Here is a 16,180-nt window from a genome sequence, read left to right on the forward strand (position 1 = left end):
GGCGCGGAACCGATCGGTTCCGCGCCCCTTATTATTTTACCGTCCGCCCTCCAGCCCGTAGAGCAGGGCGTTCACGATCGCGGCGGCGACGTTGCTGCCTCCCTTGCGTCCCCGCGCCACAATGCAGGGCACGCCGCTTTCGAGCAGCAGCTCCTTGGCCTCGACGACGTTTACGAACCCCACCGGCACGCCGATCACAGCCGCGGGCCGGAGCCTCCCCTCGGAAATCAGCTCGCACAGCCGAATGAGCGCCGTAGGCGCGTTGCCGACTGCGAAGAGGAGCGGCCCGGACAGCGCGGAAGCCTTCTCCATCGAGGCGACGGCGCGGGTCGTGCCGTTTTCCTTTGCCCTGGCGGCCACCTCCGGGTCGGACATGAAGCAGTGGACCTCCCCGCCGAACCGCGCGAGGGAGGCCTTATTGATTCCCGCTCTGGCCATCTGCGTGTCGGTCACGACCGACGCGCCCGCGCGCAGGGCTTCGCGCGCCGTCTCCACGGCGCCGGGCGAAAAGACGAGACTTCCCGCGTAGTCGAAGTCGGCGGTCGTGTGGATGACCCGCTTGACGACGGCGGCCGTCTCCTCCGGCAGCGCGATCCCCCGCTCTTCCAGCTCCGCCGAGATGATCTCGAAGCTGCGCCGCTCGATATCGGCGGGCAGCAGGTGTTCCAGCTCTTTTTTCATGGCGTCCCTCACAGTTCGATTCCCTCGCGCGCGGGGATTCCCCGGTCGAAGGGGTGCTTCTGCTTTTTGATCTCCGAGACGTAGTCCGCCGCCTCGACCAGCCAGTCGGGCGGGTTGCGGCCGGTGAGGACCAGCTCGAGCCCCGCCGGCTTTTGCTCCACAAGGCTGCGCAGCAGGTCGGCGTCCACCGTCTCGGTGGCGAGCGACCCCATGATCTCGTCGAGGATCAGCAACTTACACTTCCCCGCCCTTGCCGCCTCCACGACGGAGAGCAGGAGCTTGCTGTTCTCGTCGTAGGTCTGCTGGAGCTCCCGCTCGTCCATCTGGAAGGTGAACTTGTCACCCGCCTTGCCGCGCAGAAGGGTGATTTCGGGGATTTTCGCGAGCGCGTGCAGCTCGCCGCTGTCCCTCCCCTTTAGAAACTGCGCGATCAGCACCGGCATGCCCCGTCCGGCGGCACGCACCGCAAGCCCGATCGCGGCGGTCGTCTTGCCCTTGCCGTCGCCGCAGTAGATGTGGATCAGCCCCCTGTTCATATGCCTTCCTCCAAAATTTTGTAGACCGCGCCCATGTCGAGGCTCTCCCGTACCGCCGCCGCGAGCTTGTCGTACTGCGCCTCCCGGTAGGATTTTGCATCGACGGCCGCGATGTCGGATGTGTCAAGACCTTTTGCCTTACAGAGGCAGCGCACCAGCGCGGCGGCGGTCTCGCCGCTGTCGAAGAGCCCGTGCACATAGCTGCCGCAGACATTCCCGCGCGACGCGCCGTCCGGCTTCCCTTCTCCCCGCCCGGTACGCAACTCCATCAACGGCGGGCAGTTCCGCTCCGTGCGGCCCATGTGGATTTCGTAGCCCTCGAACGCCGCGCCCGAAAGCCCGGAAAAAATTCCTTCCGCCCTTTCAAAGCGGCCCGTCACGCGGGTGCGGGTCTTTTCTTTGGCGAACACCGTCCGGACGGGCAGCAGGCCGAGGCCGTTGAGGGTCCCGCCGTGCTCGACCCCGTCGGGGTCTGCGAGGCGCTCGCCGAGCATCTGGTAGCCGCCACAGATGCCCAGCACCGCGCCGCCCGCCGCCGCGTGCTTTTTGACGGCGGCCTCCAGCCCGTTCTGCCGCAGCCACAGAAGGTCCTCCATCGTGTTCTTGCTGCCCGGCAGGACGATGAGGTCGGGGCTTCCCAGCGCGGCGGGCGACGCGGCATACCGCACCGAGACGCCAGGGACCCGCTCGAGTGGGGCGAAATCGGTGAAGTTGGCGATGCGGGGCAGGCGCACGACCGCGATGTCGACAAGCGCAGGGCCGCCGCGGCCCGTGAGCCGCTCGGAGAGGCTGTCCTCGTCGTCGATGTCAACGTCGAGCCAGGGCACCACGCCCACGACCGGCACGCCGGTGATGCCCGCGATCTGGTCGAGCCCCGGCCGCAGAATCTCCCGGTCGCCGCGGAATTTATTGATGACAAGCCCCCGCACCATCGCGCGCTCGTCCGGTTCCAGCAGCAGGACGGTGCCCGCCAACGAGGCGAACACTCCGCCCCGGTCGATGTCCCCCGCCAGCAGGACGGGCGCTTTGGCAAGCCGCGCCATGCCCATATTGACGATGTCCTCCGCCTTGAGGTTGATCTCCGCCGGGCTGCCCGCGCCCTCAAGCACGATCACGTCGTATTGCGCCGCGAGCGATTCATACGCCTCCACGACCTTCGGGACGAGCTCCCGCTTCCTTTTAATATATTCGGCGGCGCTCATGTCGCCGAGCACCTCGCCGTTCACGATCACCTGCGAACCGGTGTCGGAGGAGGGCTTGAGCAGGATGGGGTTCATGCGCACCGACGGCGCGATCCCCGCCGCCTGGGCCTGCACCACCTGCGCGCGGCCCATCTCGAGCCCCTCGTCGGTGATGAATGAGTTGAGCGCCATGTTCTGCGATTTGAAGGGCGCGACGGAATAGCCGTCCTGCCGGAAGATCCGGCAGAGCGCGGCCGCCAGCAGGCTCTTGCCCGCGCCCGACGAGGTCCCCTGCACCATGATCGCCTTCGCCAAGCCTACGCCCCCTTCAAAATCTCCGTAAGCGCCTCGACCAGCCGCTCGTTCTGCGCGTGCGTCTTGACCGCCGCGCGGTAAAACCGCTCGTCCAGCCCCCGGAAGTTGCCGCACGGACGGATGAGGATGCCGCGCTGTTCGAGCAGCGCATCGAGATCGCGGCAGGCGTTGCACTTGAAGAAGAGGTAGTTCGCCCGCGACCCGAGCACCCGCAGGTCGAGCTTTTGCAGCTCCCCGGCGAGGTATTTCCGCTCCGCCTTGACGACCTCCCGCACGCGGGAGTCGTACTCCCCGTCCGCGAGGGCGGCGATCCCCGCCGTCTGCGCGGGCAGCGAGACGTTCCACGGCGGCTCGCAGGCGCAGACCGCCTCGATCGTCTCAGGGTTCGCGCAGAGCAGATAACCGAGCCGCAGGCCCGCCATCGCGTAGAGCTTGGTGAACGCCCGCAAGACAATCAGGTTCTTATGCGCGGCAAGCTCCCCCTTGAGGGTGTGCGCCTCCGGCTCGTCGAGGAAGGGCACGAAGCACTCGTCGACCAGCAGCGTGATCTTGCAGTCGGCGCATTTTTTGAGGATGCGGCGCAGCAGCTCCCCGTCGACGGGCTGGCCGGTGGGGTTATTGGGGTTGCAGAGCATCACGAGGTCGAGCGCGGGGCTCAGCTTGCCCAGGATCGTGTCGGTCAGCGCGAAGTTGTCCTTCTCGTGCAGCGGATGGAAGGCCGTCTCGCACCCCGCCGCCGCGAGGGCGTATTCGTACTCCGAAAAGGTGGGCGCGAGCGTGAGCGCGCGGCGGGGCTTCAGCGCCTGCGCCACGCGGAAGATGAGGTCCGCCGCGCCGTTGCCGCAGTGGACCCACGCGGCGGGCACCCCGTCCGCCGCCGCGATCGCCGCCGTCAGGTCGCGGCAGAGCGGGTCGGGATAGCCGTCCCAGTCGCCGACCGAACCGGCAAGCGCCTTCTGGACGCTCTCCGGCAGCCCGAGCGGGCTTGTGTTGGAGGAAAAGTCGAGCGCGGACGGATGCCCGTAGGTATCGCCGCCGTGAAGCTGTCTGTCCATGTGTTCTCCTTTATAGATGGTATAAAATCAATATTTTTACCGCGAGGAACGTCCCCAGCGCCAGCAGGGAGGTCCTATACATCAGCCGGTTGGCCCGCCGGACGTCCTCCGGCTCCACGGCGCGGCGGCTGTCGCCGATCGTGGGCTTTTTTACGGGCACGCCGCCGTAGGAGGCGTCCCCCGCGAGGCGCACCCCCAGCGCGCCGGCGCAGACCGCCTCGGTCTGCGCGCTGTTGGGGCTCTGGTGGTTTCGGCGGTCGCGCCGCCAGATGCGTGCCGCGCCGCGCGCGTCAAGCCCGCAGAGGGCGGCGGCCGCGATCATGAGGAGCGCGGAAAGCCGCGCGGGAATCCAGTTGAGAAGATCGTCGAGCTTCGCGGAGCAGCGCCCAAACTCCCGGTAGCGGTCGTTTTTGTAGCCGACCATCGAGTCGAGGGTGTTGACCGCCTTGTAGAGGAAGCCGAGCGGCGCGCCGCCGAGCGCGAGGAAAAAGAGCGGTGCGACGACCCCGTCGCCCGTGTTCTCCGCGACCGTCTCGACCGCCGCCTTGGCGACCCCCTCTTCGGAGAGCATGGCGGTGTCCCGCCCGACGATCATCGAAACGGCCTGCCGCGCGCCGGGCAGGTCGCCCGCCGCAAGCGCGGCGTGGACCTTCATGCTCTCGTCGCGCAGGGAGCGCGCGGCGACAAGCCAGTAGCAGAGGACCGTCTCCACCGCGAGAGCGGCCCACCGGCCCAGAAGGCGCCGCGAAAACCACAGCAGCCCCCACGCCGCGCCCGCCGAAATGAGGACGGTCAGCAGGGCGAGCAGCCGCCCCGCCGTCCGTTCGCCGCGCGGCGATTTGGGGAAGCGGGAGCGCAGGAATTCTTCCAGCGCGGAGATCAGCCGCCCGATCCACCGAACGGGATGCGGGAACCCGTGCGGGTCCCCCAAGGCCGCGTCGAGCAGAAACCCCAGCCCGATGGCGATCACCCGGTCAAGCATCGGAGGCGCCCTCCCCCAGCTTCCGCACGCCGGTGAGGACCCGGCGGTCCCGCCAGAGCTCCCGCGTCGTGCACGCGGTCCAGCCGCCGAAGTTTTCCGGCTGCCAGTCGTAGAAGCCGCGCGGGGAATCCGTCTCGGCGAACCGCTCCATCACCGCCATGATCGTGCCGCCGTGCACGACGAACGCCGCCGAGGAGACGCCGTCCGCGAGGCATCGCTCCACAATCTCCTCAAAAGCGCGGCAGCACCGCCGCCGGAAGGCGGCGGTGTCCTCCCCGCCGGGCGGCGCGAGCGTCCCGGTGCGGTCGTCCATCCACGCGCGGTAGGCGGGATCGTTTTGAAGCTGCTCATAGCTCTTGTTTTCAAACGCGCCGAAGTCGCATTCGCGCAGGTCGGGCACCGTTGCCGGCGCTACGGCGGGATAGAGGAGCGCCGCCGTCTGGCGGCAGCGGAGCAGCGGGCTCACGTAGACCCGCTCCGCCGCCGGGGCGGGGCAGCCCGGCAGGGCCCCGGGCGCGAGCGGCTCGTCGGTGCTCCCGATATAGCGGCGCGCGAGGTTCCCCGGGGTGGGGCCGTGACGGATGAAAATGATCTTCACGCCTCTCCCCCCTTGATGACCGCCGGGATGCCCGCATAGACGCGCAGGACGGTATCGCTTTTCTCCGCGAGCATGCAGCAGACTCTCCCCGCCGCCTCCCGCCATGCGCGGTCAAACGGGTCGAGCGGCACCACGCCGCAGCCGACCTCGTCGCTGATAAAAATCGCGTCCGGGTGCGCGTCGGCATAGCGCGCCAGAATTTCCACCGGGTCGCGCCCCGCCTCGAGCAGCCGCCGCGCCAGCAGGTGCACGTGATTGATGACGGGCGTTTCGGGCGGCGGGTCGAGCGGGCAGGTCTCCCCGTCGCATACGTCGGCGGGCGACAGCCCCTCCCGCGCGAGCAGGAGCGCGCACTTTCCCTGCGCGCGGCCTCCGATCACCAGCTTCACAGCAGCACCCCCTCAAAAAGAACGGCCGCCGCGAGGATCGCCGCCTCGCACACCGTCAAAAAATACCCGGCGAGGTCGCCGGTGATCCCGCCGAAGCAGCGGTAGGCGAGCCAGCGGTAGTGCAGCAGCACCACCAGCGCCGCGAGCAGGCCCGCCGCGCCCGCCGACGGGGAAAGCGCCAGCATTGCGGCGGCGCAGAGGAGCGCCAGCACCGCCAGCAGCGCGCGCACCCGTCCCTTCGCGGCGTTTTCCGAAAAGAGGGCGGCCAGCCCGCCCGGCTTGGCGCAGCGCATCGAGACGACCGTGAGCCCGCTGAGCGACCGGGAGAGCACAAATCCCAGCGCCAACATCCCCGCCGTGCGCGGATGAAAGCGGTACTGGGTCCACAGGCCGAAGGTGAGCAGCAGGCAGAGCACGCAGGCCATCACTCCGAAGGCGCCGATATGCGGGTCCTTCATGATCTCGAGCTTGCGTTCGGCCGGGGCGTGGGAGGCGAGCGCGTCGGAGGTGTCGCAGAACCCGTCGAGATGGATGCCGCCCGAGAGCAGGACGGGGATCGCCGTGGCGACGGCGGCGGTCAGCCCCGGCCCGACGCCAAAGAGGCGGCAGAGCCACAGCCAGCCGAATTCCGCCGCGCCGATCACGACGCCGATCAGCGGGAAGAAGCAGAAGGCGTAGCGCATGTTCTCCGCTTTCCATTCGACGCGCGGAGCCGGGAGGATGGAATACATCGAAAAGGCCATCGCCAGCGAGCGCAGCAGCTTTTTCATTCCGTTGTTCCTCCCTTCCAGATGAGCGGTATCCCGCAGACGACCTCCACGACCCGGTCCGCCCGCGCGGCAAGCGCCTGGTTGAGCGCGCCGAGCAGTTCGATATAGCGCCGCGTGCCGGGGTCGTAGGGCGCGCCGTCGGAAAAGACCTCGTTGGAGACGACATAGACCCGCGCGGCCCGCACGCAAAGTTCGTCGATCCCCGCGAGCGCCGCGTCAAACGCCCCCTCCCCCGCGCCGCCGTAGAGCTCGTTGGCGGCGAGATTGCCGAGGTCCTCCAACAGCACCGTTCGGGTCCCTGCCGGGAGCGCCAGTCCCGCGAGGCCGGCCTCCCGCTCGCAGGTGACGAACCCGCGCCCCGCGCGGGCGGCGCGGTGCTTTTTGATCCGCGCCTCGCACTCCGCGTCGTGGCGGCGCATCGTTGCGAGGTAGACGCGCGGCCCGGGGGCCGCCGCCGCGAGGCGCTCGGCATATTCCGATTTTCCGCTCGCGGCCCCGCCGATGATCAGCGTCAGCACCCCGCCCACCTAACTGAGCGGCTGGTAGGCGTCGATCTCGATCTCCCGGAAGGTGCTCATCTCCCGGTAGACGGCCAGCGCCATGTCAAGAAGCGGCAGCGCCGCCACCGCGCCCGTCCCCTCACCGAGGCACATGCCCGCCGTGATGAGCGGGCGCAGGCCGAGCGCGCCGAGCGCCAGCGCCGCCGCGGGCTCATCGGAGAGATGGGAGGCGAGCATCGCCTTTTTCACGGCGGGGCAGATGCGCGCCGCGACCAGCGCCGCCGCGGCCGAAATGAACCCGTCGATCAGCACGGGCACGCGGTAGACCGCGCCGCCCAGAAAGACGCCCGCCAGCCCCGCGAGATCGAAGCCGCCCACCTTGGCGAGCACGTCGACGCCGTCGTTCGGATCGGGGTGGTTGACGACGAGCGCGCGCTCGACCGTCTTGATCTTATGGGCGAGCCCCTCGCTCGTGAGTCCCGCGCCCCGCCCCGTCACCTCCTCGGCCGGAAGGCCGAGGAGCGCGGCGGTCACCGCGCTGCTCGTCGTGGTGTTGCCGATGCCCATCTCCCCCGTGGCGACGATCCGGTAGCCCTTCTGCTTCAGTTCCCCCACGAGGGAAATCCCGAAGGTGATTGCGTCGAGCGCCTGCTCCCGCGTCATCGCGGGGCCGCGGGCGATGTTGCCCGTCCCGTAGCCGAGCTTGTGGACGACGAGCCCCTCTCCCGACAGGTCGCGCGCGACGCCGATGTCCACGGGAATCACGTCGCAGCGCGCTGCGCGCGCCATCGCGCAGACGCTCGCGTCCCCGCGCGTAAAGTTCTCCGCCACGACGGCGGTCACCTCGCTGCCCGTCTGGGTCACGCCCTCGGCGACCACGCCGTTGTCGGCGCAGAAGACGGTCGCGCAGCGCCTGTCCAGCTCCACCCGTGCGCTTCCGGTGAGCGCCGCGACGCGGATCACCGCCTCCTCCAGCAGCCCGAGGCTCCCGAGCGGCTTTGCGATGCTGTCCCACCGCGCCTTTGCTTCCTGCCCGGCCCGTTCGTCGGGCGGGGTAATCTGCCTGAGTGCTTCTTCCAGATTCATCCGTCTCATCCCCTTTGGTAGTCGGCCGCCGCGCGCAGAAAGCGTTCGGCAGCTTTTGGCGCGCCCGCCAGATAGAGGTGCGGAAACCCCGCGTAGAGGGCCCTCCCCGCGTGTACGCAGTCCCAGCCGCGGGAGCTCTGCGGCTTTTGGGCCGCAAAGGCGGCGCCCGGGCCGGTGCTGTCCCAATAGTGGAATTCATGCGCGCGCAGCGTCTCTCCCGCGCCGCAGAGCAGGTTCTCCTCCCGCGCGGTGAGCGTCACATACCCAAACCGCCCGAGCCGCCCGGTCCGGAAACCCTCCGCCGCGATCACGCCCGCCATCGCATGGGCGTTCCCGTCCGCGTCCTCAAGGCTCCGGTGCAGGTACAAAAAACCGCCGCACTCCGCGATGGCTGGCATCCCGCCCTCGATCGCGGCCCTGACCGCGCGGCGCATCGGCCCGTTACGGGAGAGCGTTTCCGCGTACAGCTCGGGGTATCCGCCGCCGAGCAGCAGCCCGCCCGCGCCCTCCGGCAGCGCCGCGTCCGAAAGCGGGCTGAAAAAGGTAAGCTCCGCCCCCATCTCCCGCAGCAGCGAAAGAGTATCCTCGTAGTAGAAACAGAACGCCGCGTCCCGCGCCACAGCGATCCGGGGCTTTCCCTCAACGCGGGACAGACAAGACGGTTCATAGGAGAGCGGCGGCGCGGATTCCGCAATCTGGAGCAGCATCGGCAGGTCGGCCGCCTGTTCCAGCGCCCCGGCGAGTTCGTCCAGCTTCCGCCCGAGCTCCGCGGCCTCCCCGGCGGTCACGAGGCCGAGGTGGCGGCTTTCAAACGCGCATCCGGGCATCGGCGGCAGGTACCCGGCGACCGGGACGCCGCATTCCCGCTCGACGAGCGCCTTTACTTCGGGGTAGCGCGCGGCGGAAAGGTGGTTGAGCAGCACCGCGGCGATGTTTGCGTCGGGCCGGTAGCCTGTAAAGCCTCTGACCTGTGCGGCAACGGAGGCCGCCATCCCCCGGCAGGAGACGACGAGCAGGACGGGCGCACCGGTCGCGCGGGCGACGGCGTAGGCCGACGCGTCGGACGAAACCGCAATCCCGTCGTAATAGCCCATCGCGCCCTCGATGAGGGCGATATCCGCGTGTTCAGCGCCCTTCGCAAGCAGGCGGCGCGCCGTATCCCCGTCGGAAAGAAAGAGGTCGAGGTTGGCGGAATAGGCCGCGCCGACGCTCTCCCGGTGGAACATCGGGTCGATGTAGTCGGGCCCGCACTTGAAGGAGGCCGCCCGTCGGCCGCGTCCGGACAGCGCGCGCAGCAGCGCGCAGGTGACCGTCGTTTTGCCGCTGCCGCTCGCGGGCGCGGCGACCAGCAGGCGCGGAAACCGGACCGTCATTCGCTCCCTCCCGCGCTCAGGACCCACACGGGGTTCTGGGCCTGCATCATGTGGTAATGCCCGGCCTCCCGCACGCGGGAGACCGAAAGCTGCACCGCGTCGGGCTCCCGCAGGGAAAACCGCCCGAAGCAGCCGAGCGCCTCCGTGACCGTCTCGAGCGTGACGGCGTTCACGACGATCCGCGCGCCGGGATTTTTTTCGAGCGCCGCGCCGACGATCTCCGCGAGGTTCCCCGACGAGCCGCCGACGAAGACGGCGTCGGGCGCGGGAAGCTCCCCCAGTACGCCGGGCGCGCTCCCCGCCACCGGGCGCAGGTTCCAAAGGCCGAATTTCGCGCGGTTTTGTTCGATCAGCGCGAGCGCATCCGGCTCCCGTTCGACGGAATAGACCGCGCCTTCCCCGAGCACCCGCGCGATCTCGACGCTCACCGAGCCGGTGCCGGCGCCCACGTCCCAGACAGTCATCCCCCGCCGCAGGCGCAGCTTCGCGACCGAGACGGCGCGGACCTCCTCCTTAGTCATCGGCGTGCCGCCGCGCAAAAATGCGCCGTCCGGCAGGCCATGGGCCGCCGGAAGCGGCCGCGCGTCCGGGTTCCGCACCAGCATGACGCTCAGCGGGTCGAACGCCCGTCCCGCGAGCTCCGCCGCGTTTCCGCCCGTGACGCGCTCGTCCGGGTAGGAGAGCCGTTCGCCGACCTCAACCCGCACCGCGCCGAGCCCCGCTTCCCGAAGCCGGGCGCAGAGCGCGCCGGGGCTGTTTTCGCCGCCCGTCAGCGCGAACACCTTGGGGCTGGACGCGGCGATCCCGCAGAAGTCGCAGTCGCGTCCATGCAGGCTCACGACCCGCGCGTCGTCCCACGCGGTCCCCAGCCGCGCGCAGAAATACTGCAAGCTGGAGATTCCCGGAAGAAATCGGATTTCGGCCTCCGGCAGCAGGGCCCCGAGGCTTCGCGCCGCGCTGTAAAACCCGACGTCCCCCGAGACGAGCACGCCCGCGGGGCCCTCGTGCGCGCGGACCGCCTCGGCCATCCGCGCGGGCGAGGAGGCCTCTATTTTCTGCGCGGCGCCGGGGAACGCCTCCAGCAGACGCCGCGCGCCGACGAGCACCCGGCAGCTTTTCGCCGCGTCCAGCGCCTCCCCCGTCAGCAGGGCGGGATTCCCCACGCCCATCCCGATCACGTAAACTTTCACCGCGTTCCCCTCCTCTCGCCGTTCACTCCCGATGGTCCGCCTCCGGACCGGGCAGGATCTGGTCCAGCCGCCCGGAAAGCTCCCGCGCGATCTCCCGCGCGCGCTTCTTTTCGTCCACGCCCGCCGACACGCCGACGACCACGCCGCCACGCCGCAGCAGGGCGGGCAGATAGAAATCGCACAGCTCGGGCGAGCCGGGCACGTCGGCGGGAATCCCCGCCGCCCGCGCCTCCTCGCAGATCGCCTGGTCGACGTCGGGGTTGTCGGTCGCGGCGATCACGAGCCGGCAGCCCGCGCAGTCCCCCTTCATGTAGGCGCGCCGCACGATCTGCACGCCGAGCGATTCGAGCTCGGCGGACGGCTGCGGCGTGATCACCACGAGCCCCGGGCAGAAGGGCAGCAGCGCGGTAGCGCTCGAGAGGGCGTCCGCGCCGCCCCCGAAGAGCGCGATCTTGCAGTTCGACAGTCTGGAGAAGAGCGGAAAATACGCCGCGGGTTCCGCTTCCGCGTCCGCCGGCCGCAGGGCAAAGTCGCGGGTGAGCGCCTCCACCGCGTCCTCGTAGGGCAGGCCGCTCTCCTCGCGCGGCCTGCCGATCACGACGGCCACCGCGCCCGCGTCCCGCGCCGCGCCGAGCTTTTCGGAAAAGCCGCCCGCGTCTCCCGACTCCTTGGTCACCAAAATAGACGCGCCGATCTGACGCATCGTGGCCCCGTTCATCTCGCGGGAGAAGGGCCCCTGCATCGCAATGACGTTCTGCACCCGGAAGCCCAGCGCGAGGCACCGCTGCACCGATTCGACGGTCGGCAGCACCCGCGGGTAGATGCGCTCCTGGTAGCCCGGCACCCGCACGAACGCGTCCAGCTCCTTGCTGCCGGTGGTGAGCAGCACCTTGCCCGTCGTGGCGGCAAGCACCTCCGCCGCGCGCTCGGCGCTCTCGACATAGACGCAGCCCTCGGGCGTGTTCGACGGCCGGGAGAGGCGCAGGTACCGGGTATCGGTCGCCGCGCAGGCGGCGCGGATATTTTCGGTCGCAAGGGCGGCGTAGGGGTGGGTCGCGTCGACCACGCAGTCAAACCGCAGCGATTGAAGCAGGGAGGCCATTCCCTCCGCGTCCAGCCGCTCGGCAAAGACCTGCACCCCCTCGGGGAGCAGGGTCTTTCCATATTCGGTGGCGACCCCCGCGCAGACGTTCGTCCCCTCGCACCTGCTGAGAAACTCCACCAGCCGCCTGCCCTCGGTGGTCCCGGCAAACACAAAGAAATTAGGCATCCCGGTACCCCCTCGGCGTCACCATGCCGCCGCTCAGTTTCTTGGTCTGGGAGTTGCCGATAAACACGGTCGTAAACATATCCGCCTGCGCCTCCCGCAGCTCCCCAAGGGTCAGCACGCGGGCGGACTCCCCCGCCCGCCCCGCGTTGCGCACAAGCCCCGCGACCGTTTCGGGCGCGCGGCTGCGCAGCAGGATGTCGCACGCGCGCCGCAGGTAGTCGGCGCGGCGGCGGCTCGCCGGGTTGTAGAGGCAGATGCAGAAGTCCGCTCTGCCCGCCGCGTCGAGCCGCCGTTCGATCAGCTCCCATGGGGTGAGCAGGTCGCTGAGCGAGATGACCGCAAAGTCGTGGATGAGCGGCGCGCCGAGCAACGCCGCGCCGCTGCACGCGGCCGTCACGCCCGGCACCACCTCGATGTCGATGGGGTCGTACCCCTGCGCGAGCTCGTAGACGAGCCCCGCCATGCCGTAGACCCCGGCGTCCCCGCTCGACACCACCGCGACGGTTCTGCCCCCGCAGGCCGCCTCCAGCGCCATGCGGCAGCGCTCCACCTCCCCGCGCATCGCGGTGGCGAGGAACGCCTTTTCCGGGTAACGGGCGCGGATGAGGTCGACATAGGCCGTGTAGCCCACGATGACCTCGCTCTCTTCGAGCGCCGCGAGCGCGCGGCCGGTCATATTCTGTTCGTCGCCGGGGCCCAGCCCCACGACATAGAGCTTTTTCATCCTGTTTCCTCCCCGAACCCGCAGGTCCAGCGGTCCGCCGCGGCAGCGGCCGTCACGCCGCCCGCAGCATGTTTTTTCATAATGACGCGCCCTTCCCGCGACGCGTAAAGCGCCGCGCGTTCACAGACGTTGTCCACGCCCACCGTCCCGCGCACGAACTCCGACGGTGTGAACTCCCCCTCGAGAGCGGAAAGCACCTCCGCGGAGGCGGCCGCGAGCGGCAGGCCGTACCTTTCGCAGAACGCCAGGATACAGGGTTCCTCCGCCTTGCGGTCGATCGTCGCGAGCTGGCGGACCGCCGCGAGCGGAATCCTGGCATCGCCGAGCGCCCCGAGGATTTCCCGCTCGAACATTTCCGCGGAAATGCCCCTGCGGCAGCCGGCCCCGACCGTCACGACGCGCGGAAAGGCGTGCAGGGTGCGCGGAAAGGGCTCCTTTGCCGCGTCGAGCGTGACGCAGATTCCCAGCGCGGCGGGGCCGTCCGCCAGCCCTTCGGGAAGCACGCCCGCAACGGGAAAGTCGCACGCGAAGCCGACCGTCTCTCCGGCAAGCAGCGCCGCCGAAACCTCCTTGGCGAGCGCCCGCTCACCGAGATGGAGCGAACGCTCCGCCGCCCACACATCCACGGCGAAAATCCCGGCGAGGTCGGTGGCGGTGGAGACGACCGGCGTTCCGCCGGCCGCATCGGCGACCCTGGCCGCCAATGCGTTCGCTCCCCCGGCGTGCCCCGACAGCAGCGCCACGGCGTATTTTCCCCGTTCGTCGACCGCGACGACCGCCGGATCGGTCAATTTGTCCCTGACGAAGGGCGCGATCGCACGCACCGCGATGCCGCACGCGCCGACGAACACGATGCCGCCGGCGTGGGAAAACGCCCTTTCCGTCCAGTCGCGCAGGCTCCGTCCGGAGTCCCCCGCGCGCCCGAAAACCGCGACCTCGGGCGGGGGGCTCCCCGCGTCCGTGAGGGCTCCCGCCAGCCGGTTCGCCAGCTCCGCGCCCCGTCCGGTAAACGCCGCGATCGCGAGCTTCATTGTTCCGCCTCCCGAAAGCCGTGGGAAAAGGCGGGGTCGTAGAGCTTTGAGCGGTCGTACTGTTCACCGAGGAACTCCCCGACGAGGATGAGCGCCATACGGGAAATGCCGTTTTCCTCCGCCATCGCGGGCAGGTCCCCGACCCTGCCGACCACGCATTTTTCATCTGGCCACGACGCCTTATAGACGACCGCGGCGGGCGTGTCCTCCCGGTATCCGCCCGCGAGCAGCCGCTCCCGCAGCGCGGGCAGCAGGCCTGCGCTCAAGAAGATCACCATCGTCGCGCCGTGGGCGGCGAAGGAGGCGATCTCCTCCCGTTCGGGCACCGGCGTGCGGCCCGCCATCCGGGTGATGACGACCGACTGGGAGACGCCGGGCAGCGTATATTCCACGCCGAGCGCGGCTGCCGCGCCGCTGAAGGCGCTGACCCCCGGCGTCACGTCGTAGGGGATGCCCGCCTCCTTTAGCAGGTCGATCTGTTCCCGGATCGCGCCGTAGAGCGCGGGGTCGCCCGTGTGCAGGCGCACCGTCGTCTTCCCGCCGGCCTCGGCGGACCGCATGACCGCAAACACCTCTTCCAAAGTCATCCCGGCGCTGTCATGGATTTCACAGCCCGGCTTGACAGCCTCGAGCAGCGCGGGGTTCACAAGGGAACCCGCGTAGATCACGACATCCGCCTCGGACAGCAGCCGGTGTCCCCGCAGGGTGATCAGGTCGGGTGCGCCGCAGCCCGCCCCCACAAAATGCACCATCAGGCCGTCACTCCTTTACCATGATGATCGAAAGGTAGCCCGCGTCCTCGGGCGCGTCGGCAAGCGAGCGGTAGACCCGCTCATCGGAAAGCCCGCACCGTTCGACAATCCGGGCGTCCGTGCCGCGCCCGGCGAGCAGCCGCCGCACCTCCCCGAAGTACTTTCCCGATTTCATCAGCACCTTGGTCCCCGGCAGACCGAGCGCCTCCTCCAAGCCCTCGTAGGGCGCGGGGATGATGTGCAGGGGCTTTGCCGCGTCGGTGAGCGGCTCCCCCAGACGGGCGGCCGCCGCGCAGAAGGAGGGCACCCCGGCAATCATCTCCGCCGGAAAGCCCATTGCCTTTACACGCTCATGCAGGTAGCCGTAGGTGGAATAGACGGTCACGTCCCCGATCGTCAGGAAGGCGACGTCCCTTCCCGCGCGCAGATACGCCGCCAATGACTCCACCGCGGCGGCGCGGGCGGCCTCGAGCCTGTCCGGGTCGCGCGTCATCGGCATCGAAAGCTCGACGAGCTCCTTTTTGCCAAGTTCGGGCACCGCGTTTTCCGCGATCCCAAGCGCGACCCGCTCCGCTCCGTCCGACGAGCGTGGCACCGCGATCACGCCGCAGGCGCGGATCACCTCCACCGCCCGGACGGTGATGAGCCCCGGGTCGCCCGGCCCGACGCTCACGCCGTAGAGTGTCCCGTTCATTTTGCCGCCTCCGTTTCCCTCAGCCGTTTCAGCATTTCTGCCGCTCCCCCGCTCTGCCCCAGGATTCCCCGCGCGTTGGTGTAGATCACCAGTTCCGCCGAAAGCTCCCCGGCGCGCCGTTTGACCTGCTTTTCCGCATGTTCCGTCACCGAACGCATCACCGGGGACAGAAGCCCCGCCGCGTCCAGCAGGTCGGCCGCCGCGTCGGTCGTGGCGCAGCCGAGCAGCTCTTCGGTCAGCGCGGAATCCGCGCCGGCCAGCGCGGCGTGCGCCGCCAGAATCTCCATGCGCGCGTCCGCGACGCGGGAGTGCGTCTGGAAGATGCCGCCCGCGAGCTTCACGAACTTGCCGAGATGACCGACAAGCAGCACCCCCTCAAAGCCGAGGGCGGCGGCACAGTCGAGCGTCTCGCCTACGAAGTTACTGCAGAGCACCGCGCGGGAAGCCCTCAATCCGAGCGCGTCCCGCGAGAAGTTCTCCCCATAGCTGCCGGGGGTCACGAGCACGGGGCCGTTTCCCGCCGCGCGAAGCACCTTCAGCTCGGTCCGGATCGTATCCACGAGCGCCGCCTCGCTCATCGGCTCGACGATGCCCGTCGTCCCGAGGATCGAGATCCCCCCTTCGATCCCAAGCCGCGGATTGTAGGTCCGCGCCGCGATTTCGGCCCCGCCGGGGACCGAAATCACGACCGCCGCCCCGGCGCGGCAGCCGCGCTCTTCGAGCGCGCCGCGCACTTCGTGCGCGATCATCAGCCGCGGGACGCGGTTGATGGCTGCCGCGCCCACCGGCTGCTCGAGGCCCGCGCGGGTAACCCGCCCGACCCCCTCGCCGCCGTCGACCACGATCTCCTCCCCGCCGAGGCGCACCTCGGCGCAGACGAGCGCGCCGTCGGTCGCGTCGATATCGTCGCCCGCGTCCTTGCGCACGGCGCACCGGGCAAAGCCCTGTCCCAGCACGCAGCTCTCCACCGGCAGGTCGAGCCGGACGCCCTCCGGCGTCCCGATCTCCACCCGCGCGGGGGCCTCCCCCGCCAGCCGGGCGATGGCGGGGGCC

At 69.6% G+C, this 16,180-nt stretch carries 18 protein-coding genes; all 18 read right to left on the bottom strand.

What is annotated here, in order from left to right; all coding sequences use genetic code 11:
• Positions 1-36: 36 nt before the first annotated feature.
• Positions 37-681, bottom strand: a complete 645-nt coding sequence (locus tag NE609_RS01825; RefSeq protein WP_256151507.1) for a precorrin-8X methylmutase — start codon at positions 679-681, stop codon at positions 37-39.
• An 8-nt stretch (positions 682-689) separates the two neighbouring features.
• Positions 690-1,217, bottom strand: coding sequence for a cob(I)yrinic acid a,c-diamide adenosyltransferase (locus NE609_RS01830; protein WP_256151508.1), 528 nt, complete (start codon positions 1,215-1,217; stop codon positions 690-692).
• Complete coding sequence (locus tag NE609_RS01835; RefSeq protein WP_256151509.1) at positions 1,214-2,713, bottom strand: cobyric acid synthase; 1,500 nt, start codon at positions 2,711-2,713, stop codon at positions 1,214-1,216. Before NE609_RS01835 ends, NE609_RS01830 begins: the two co-directional genes overlap by 4 nt.
• 2 nt (positions 2,714-2,715) lie before the next feature.
• Positions 2,716-3,768, bottom strand: coding sequence for a threonine-phosphate decarboxylase CobD (gene cobD / locus NE609_RS01840; RefSeq protein ID WP_256151510.1), 1,053 nt, complete (start codon positions 3,766-3,768; stop codon positions 2,716-2,718).
• A gap of 10 nt (positions 3,769-3,778) precedes the next feature.
• Positions 3,779-4,750: an adenosylcobinamide-phosphate synthase CbiB gene (gene cbiB, locus NE609_RS01845; RefSeq protein WP_256151511.1), complete on the bottom strand. Its 972-nt coding sequence runs from the start codon at positions 4,748-4,750 to the stop codon at positions 3,779-3,781.
• The gene (locus NE609_RS01850) at positions 4,743-5,348 is read right to left on the bottom strand and encodes a histidine phosphatase family protein (protein WP_256151512.1); all 606 of its coding nucleotides are present in this window, start codon (positions 5,346-5,348) and stop codon (positions 4,743-4,745) included. The genes cbiB and NE609_RS01850 overlap by 8 nt, the downstream gene beginning before the upstream one ends.
• Positions 5,345-5,737, bottom strand: a complete 393-nt coding sequence (locus NE609_RS01855) for a bifunctional adenosylcobinamide kinase/adenosylcobinamide-phosphate guanylyltransferase (RefSeq protein WP_256151513.1) — start codon at positions 5,735-5,737, stop codon at positions 5,345-5,347. Before NE609_RS01855 ends, NE609_RS01850 begins: the two co-directional genes overlap by 4 nt.
• Complete coding sequence (locus NE609_RS01860) at positions 5,734-6,507, bottom strand: adenosylcobinamide-GDP ribazoletransferase (protein WP_256151514.1); 774 nt, start codon at positions 6,505-6,507, stop codon at positions 5,734-5,736. The genes NE609_RS01855 and NE609_RS01860 overlap by 4 nt, the downstream gene beginning before the upstream one ends.
• Positions 6,504-7,025, bottom strand: coding sequence for a bifunctional adenosylcobinamide kinase/adenosylcobinamide-phosphate guanylyltransferase (locus NE609_RS01865; RefSeq protein ID WP_256151515.1), 522 nt, complete (start codon positions 7,023-7,025; stop codon positions 6,504-6,506). The genes NE609_RS01860 and NE609_RS01865 overlap by 4 nt, the downstream gene beginning before the upstream one ends.
• 9 nt (positions 7,026-7,034) lie before the next feature.
• Entirely contained in the window at positions 7,035-8,093 is a 1,059-nt protein-coding gene (gene cobT, locus NE609_RS01870) for a nicotinate-nucleotide--dimethylbenzimidazole phosphoribosyltransferase (protein ID WP_256151516.1), read from the bottom strand.
• A gap of 5 nt (positions 8,094-8,098) precedes the next feature.
• Positions 8,099-9,466, bottom strand: a complete 1,368-nt coding sequence (locus tag NE609_RS01875; protein WP_256151517.1) for a cobyrinate a,c-diamide synthase — start codon at positions 9,464-9,466, stop codon at positions 8,099-8,101.
• Positions 9,463-10,656 carry a precorrin-6y C5,15-methyltransferase (decarboxylating) subunit CbiE gene (cbiE, locus tag NE609_RS17715; RefSeq protein WP_256151518.1) on the bottom strand — a complete coding sequence of 398 codons (1,194 nt, stop codon included), beginning with the start codon at positions 10,654-10,656 and terminating at the stop codon, positions 9,463-9,465. Before cbiE ends, NE609_RS01875 begins: the two co-directional genes overlap by 4 nt.
• Before the next feature lie 22 nt (positions 10,657-10,678).
• Positions 10,679-11,926 carry a precorrin-6A reductase gene (gene cobK, locus NE609_RS01885; protein ID WP_256151519.1) on the bottom strand — a complete coding sequence of 416 codons (1,248 nt, stop codon included), beginning with the start codon at positions 11,924-11,926 and terminating at the stop codon, positions 10,679-10,681.
• A complete protein-coding gene (gene cobJ, locus NE609_RS01890) occupies positions 11,919-12,650 on the bottom strand; it encodes a precorrin-3B C(17)-methyltransferase (protein WP_121585556.1) in 732 nt (243 codons plus the stop codon). Before cobJ ends, cobK begins: the two co-directional genes overlap by 8 nt.
• On the bottom strand, positions 12,647-13,681 hold the full coding sequence (locus NE609_RS01895; protein ID WP_256151520.1) for a cobalt-precorrin 5A hydrolase: 1,035 nt from the start codon (positions 13,679-13,681) through the stop codon (positions 12,647-12,649). The genes cobJ and NE609_RS01895 overlap by 4 nt, the downstream gene beginning before the upstream one ends.
• Complete coding sequence (gene cobM / locus NE609_RS01900; RefSeq protein ID WP_256151521.1) at positions 13,678-14,433, bottom strand: precorrin-4 C(11)-methyltransferase; 756 nt, start codon at positions 14,431-14,433, stop codon at positions 13,678-13,680. The genes NE609_RS01895 and cobM overlap by 4 nt, the downstream gene beginning before the upstream one ends.
• Before the next feature lie 7 nt (positions 14,434-14,440).
• Positions 14,441-15,127 (bottom strand): precorrin-2 C(20)-methyltransferase, encoded by a 687-nt coding sequence (gene cobI / locus NE609_RS01905; protein ID WP_256151522.1) that lies wholly within the window; start codon positions 15,125-15,127, stop codon positions 14,441-14,443.
• Positions 15,124-16,180, bottom strand: a 1,057-nt coding sequence (gene cbiD, locus NE609_RS01910; protein WP_256151523.1) for a cobalt-precorrin-5B (C(1))-methyltransferase CbiD, incomplete at its 5' end; no start/stop codon positions are given. The genes cobI and cbiD, both read right to left, overlap by 4 nt.

Source organism: Anaerotruncus sp. DFI.9.16 (assembly GCF_024461615.1).
Taxonomy (GTDB): Bacteria; Bacillota; Clostridia; order Oscillospirales; family Ruminococcaceae; genus Anaerotruncus; species Anaerotruncus massiliensis.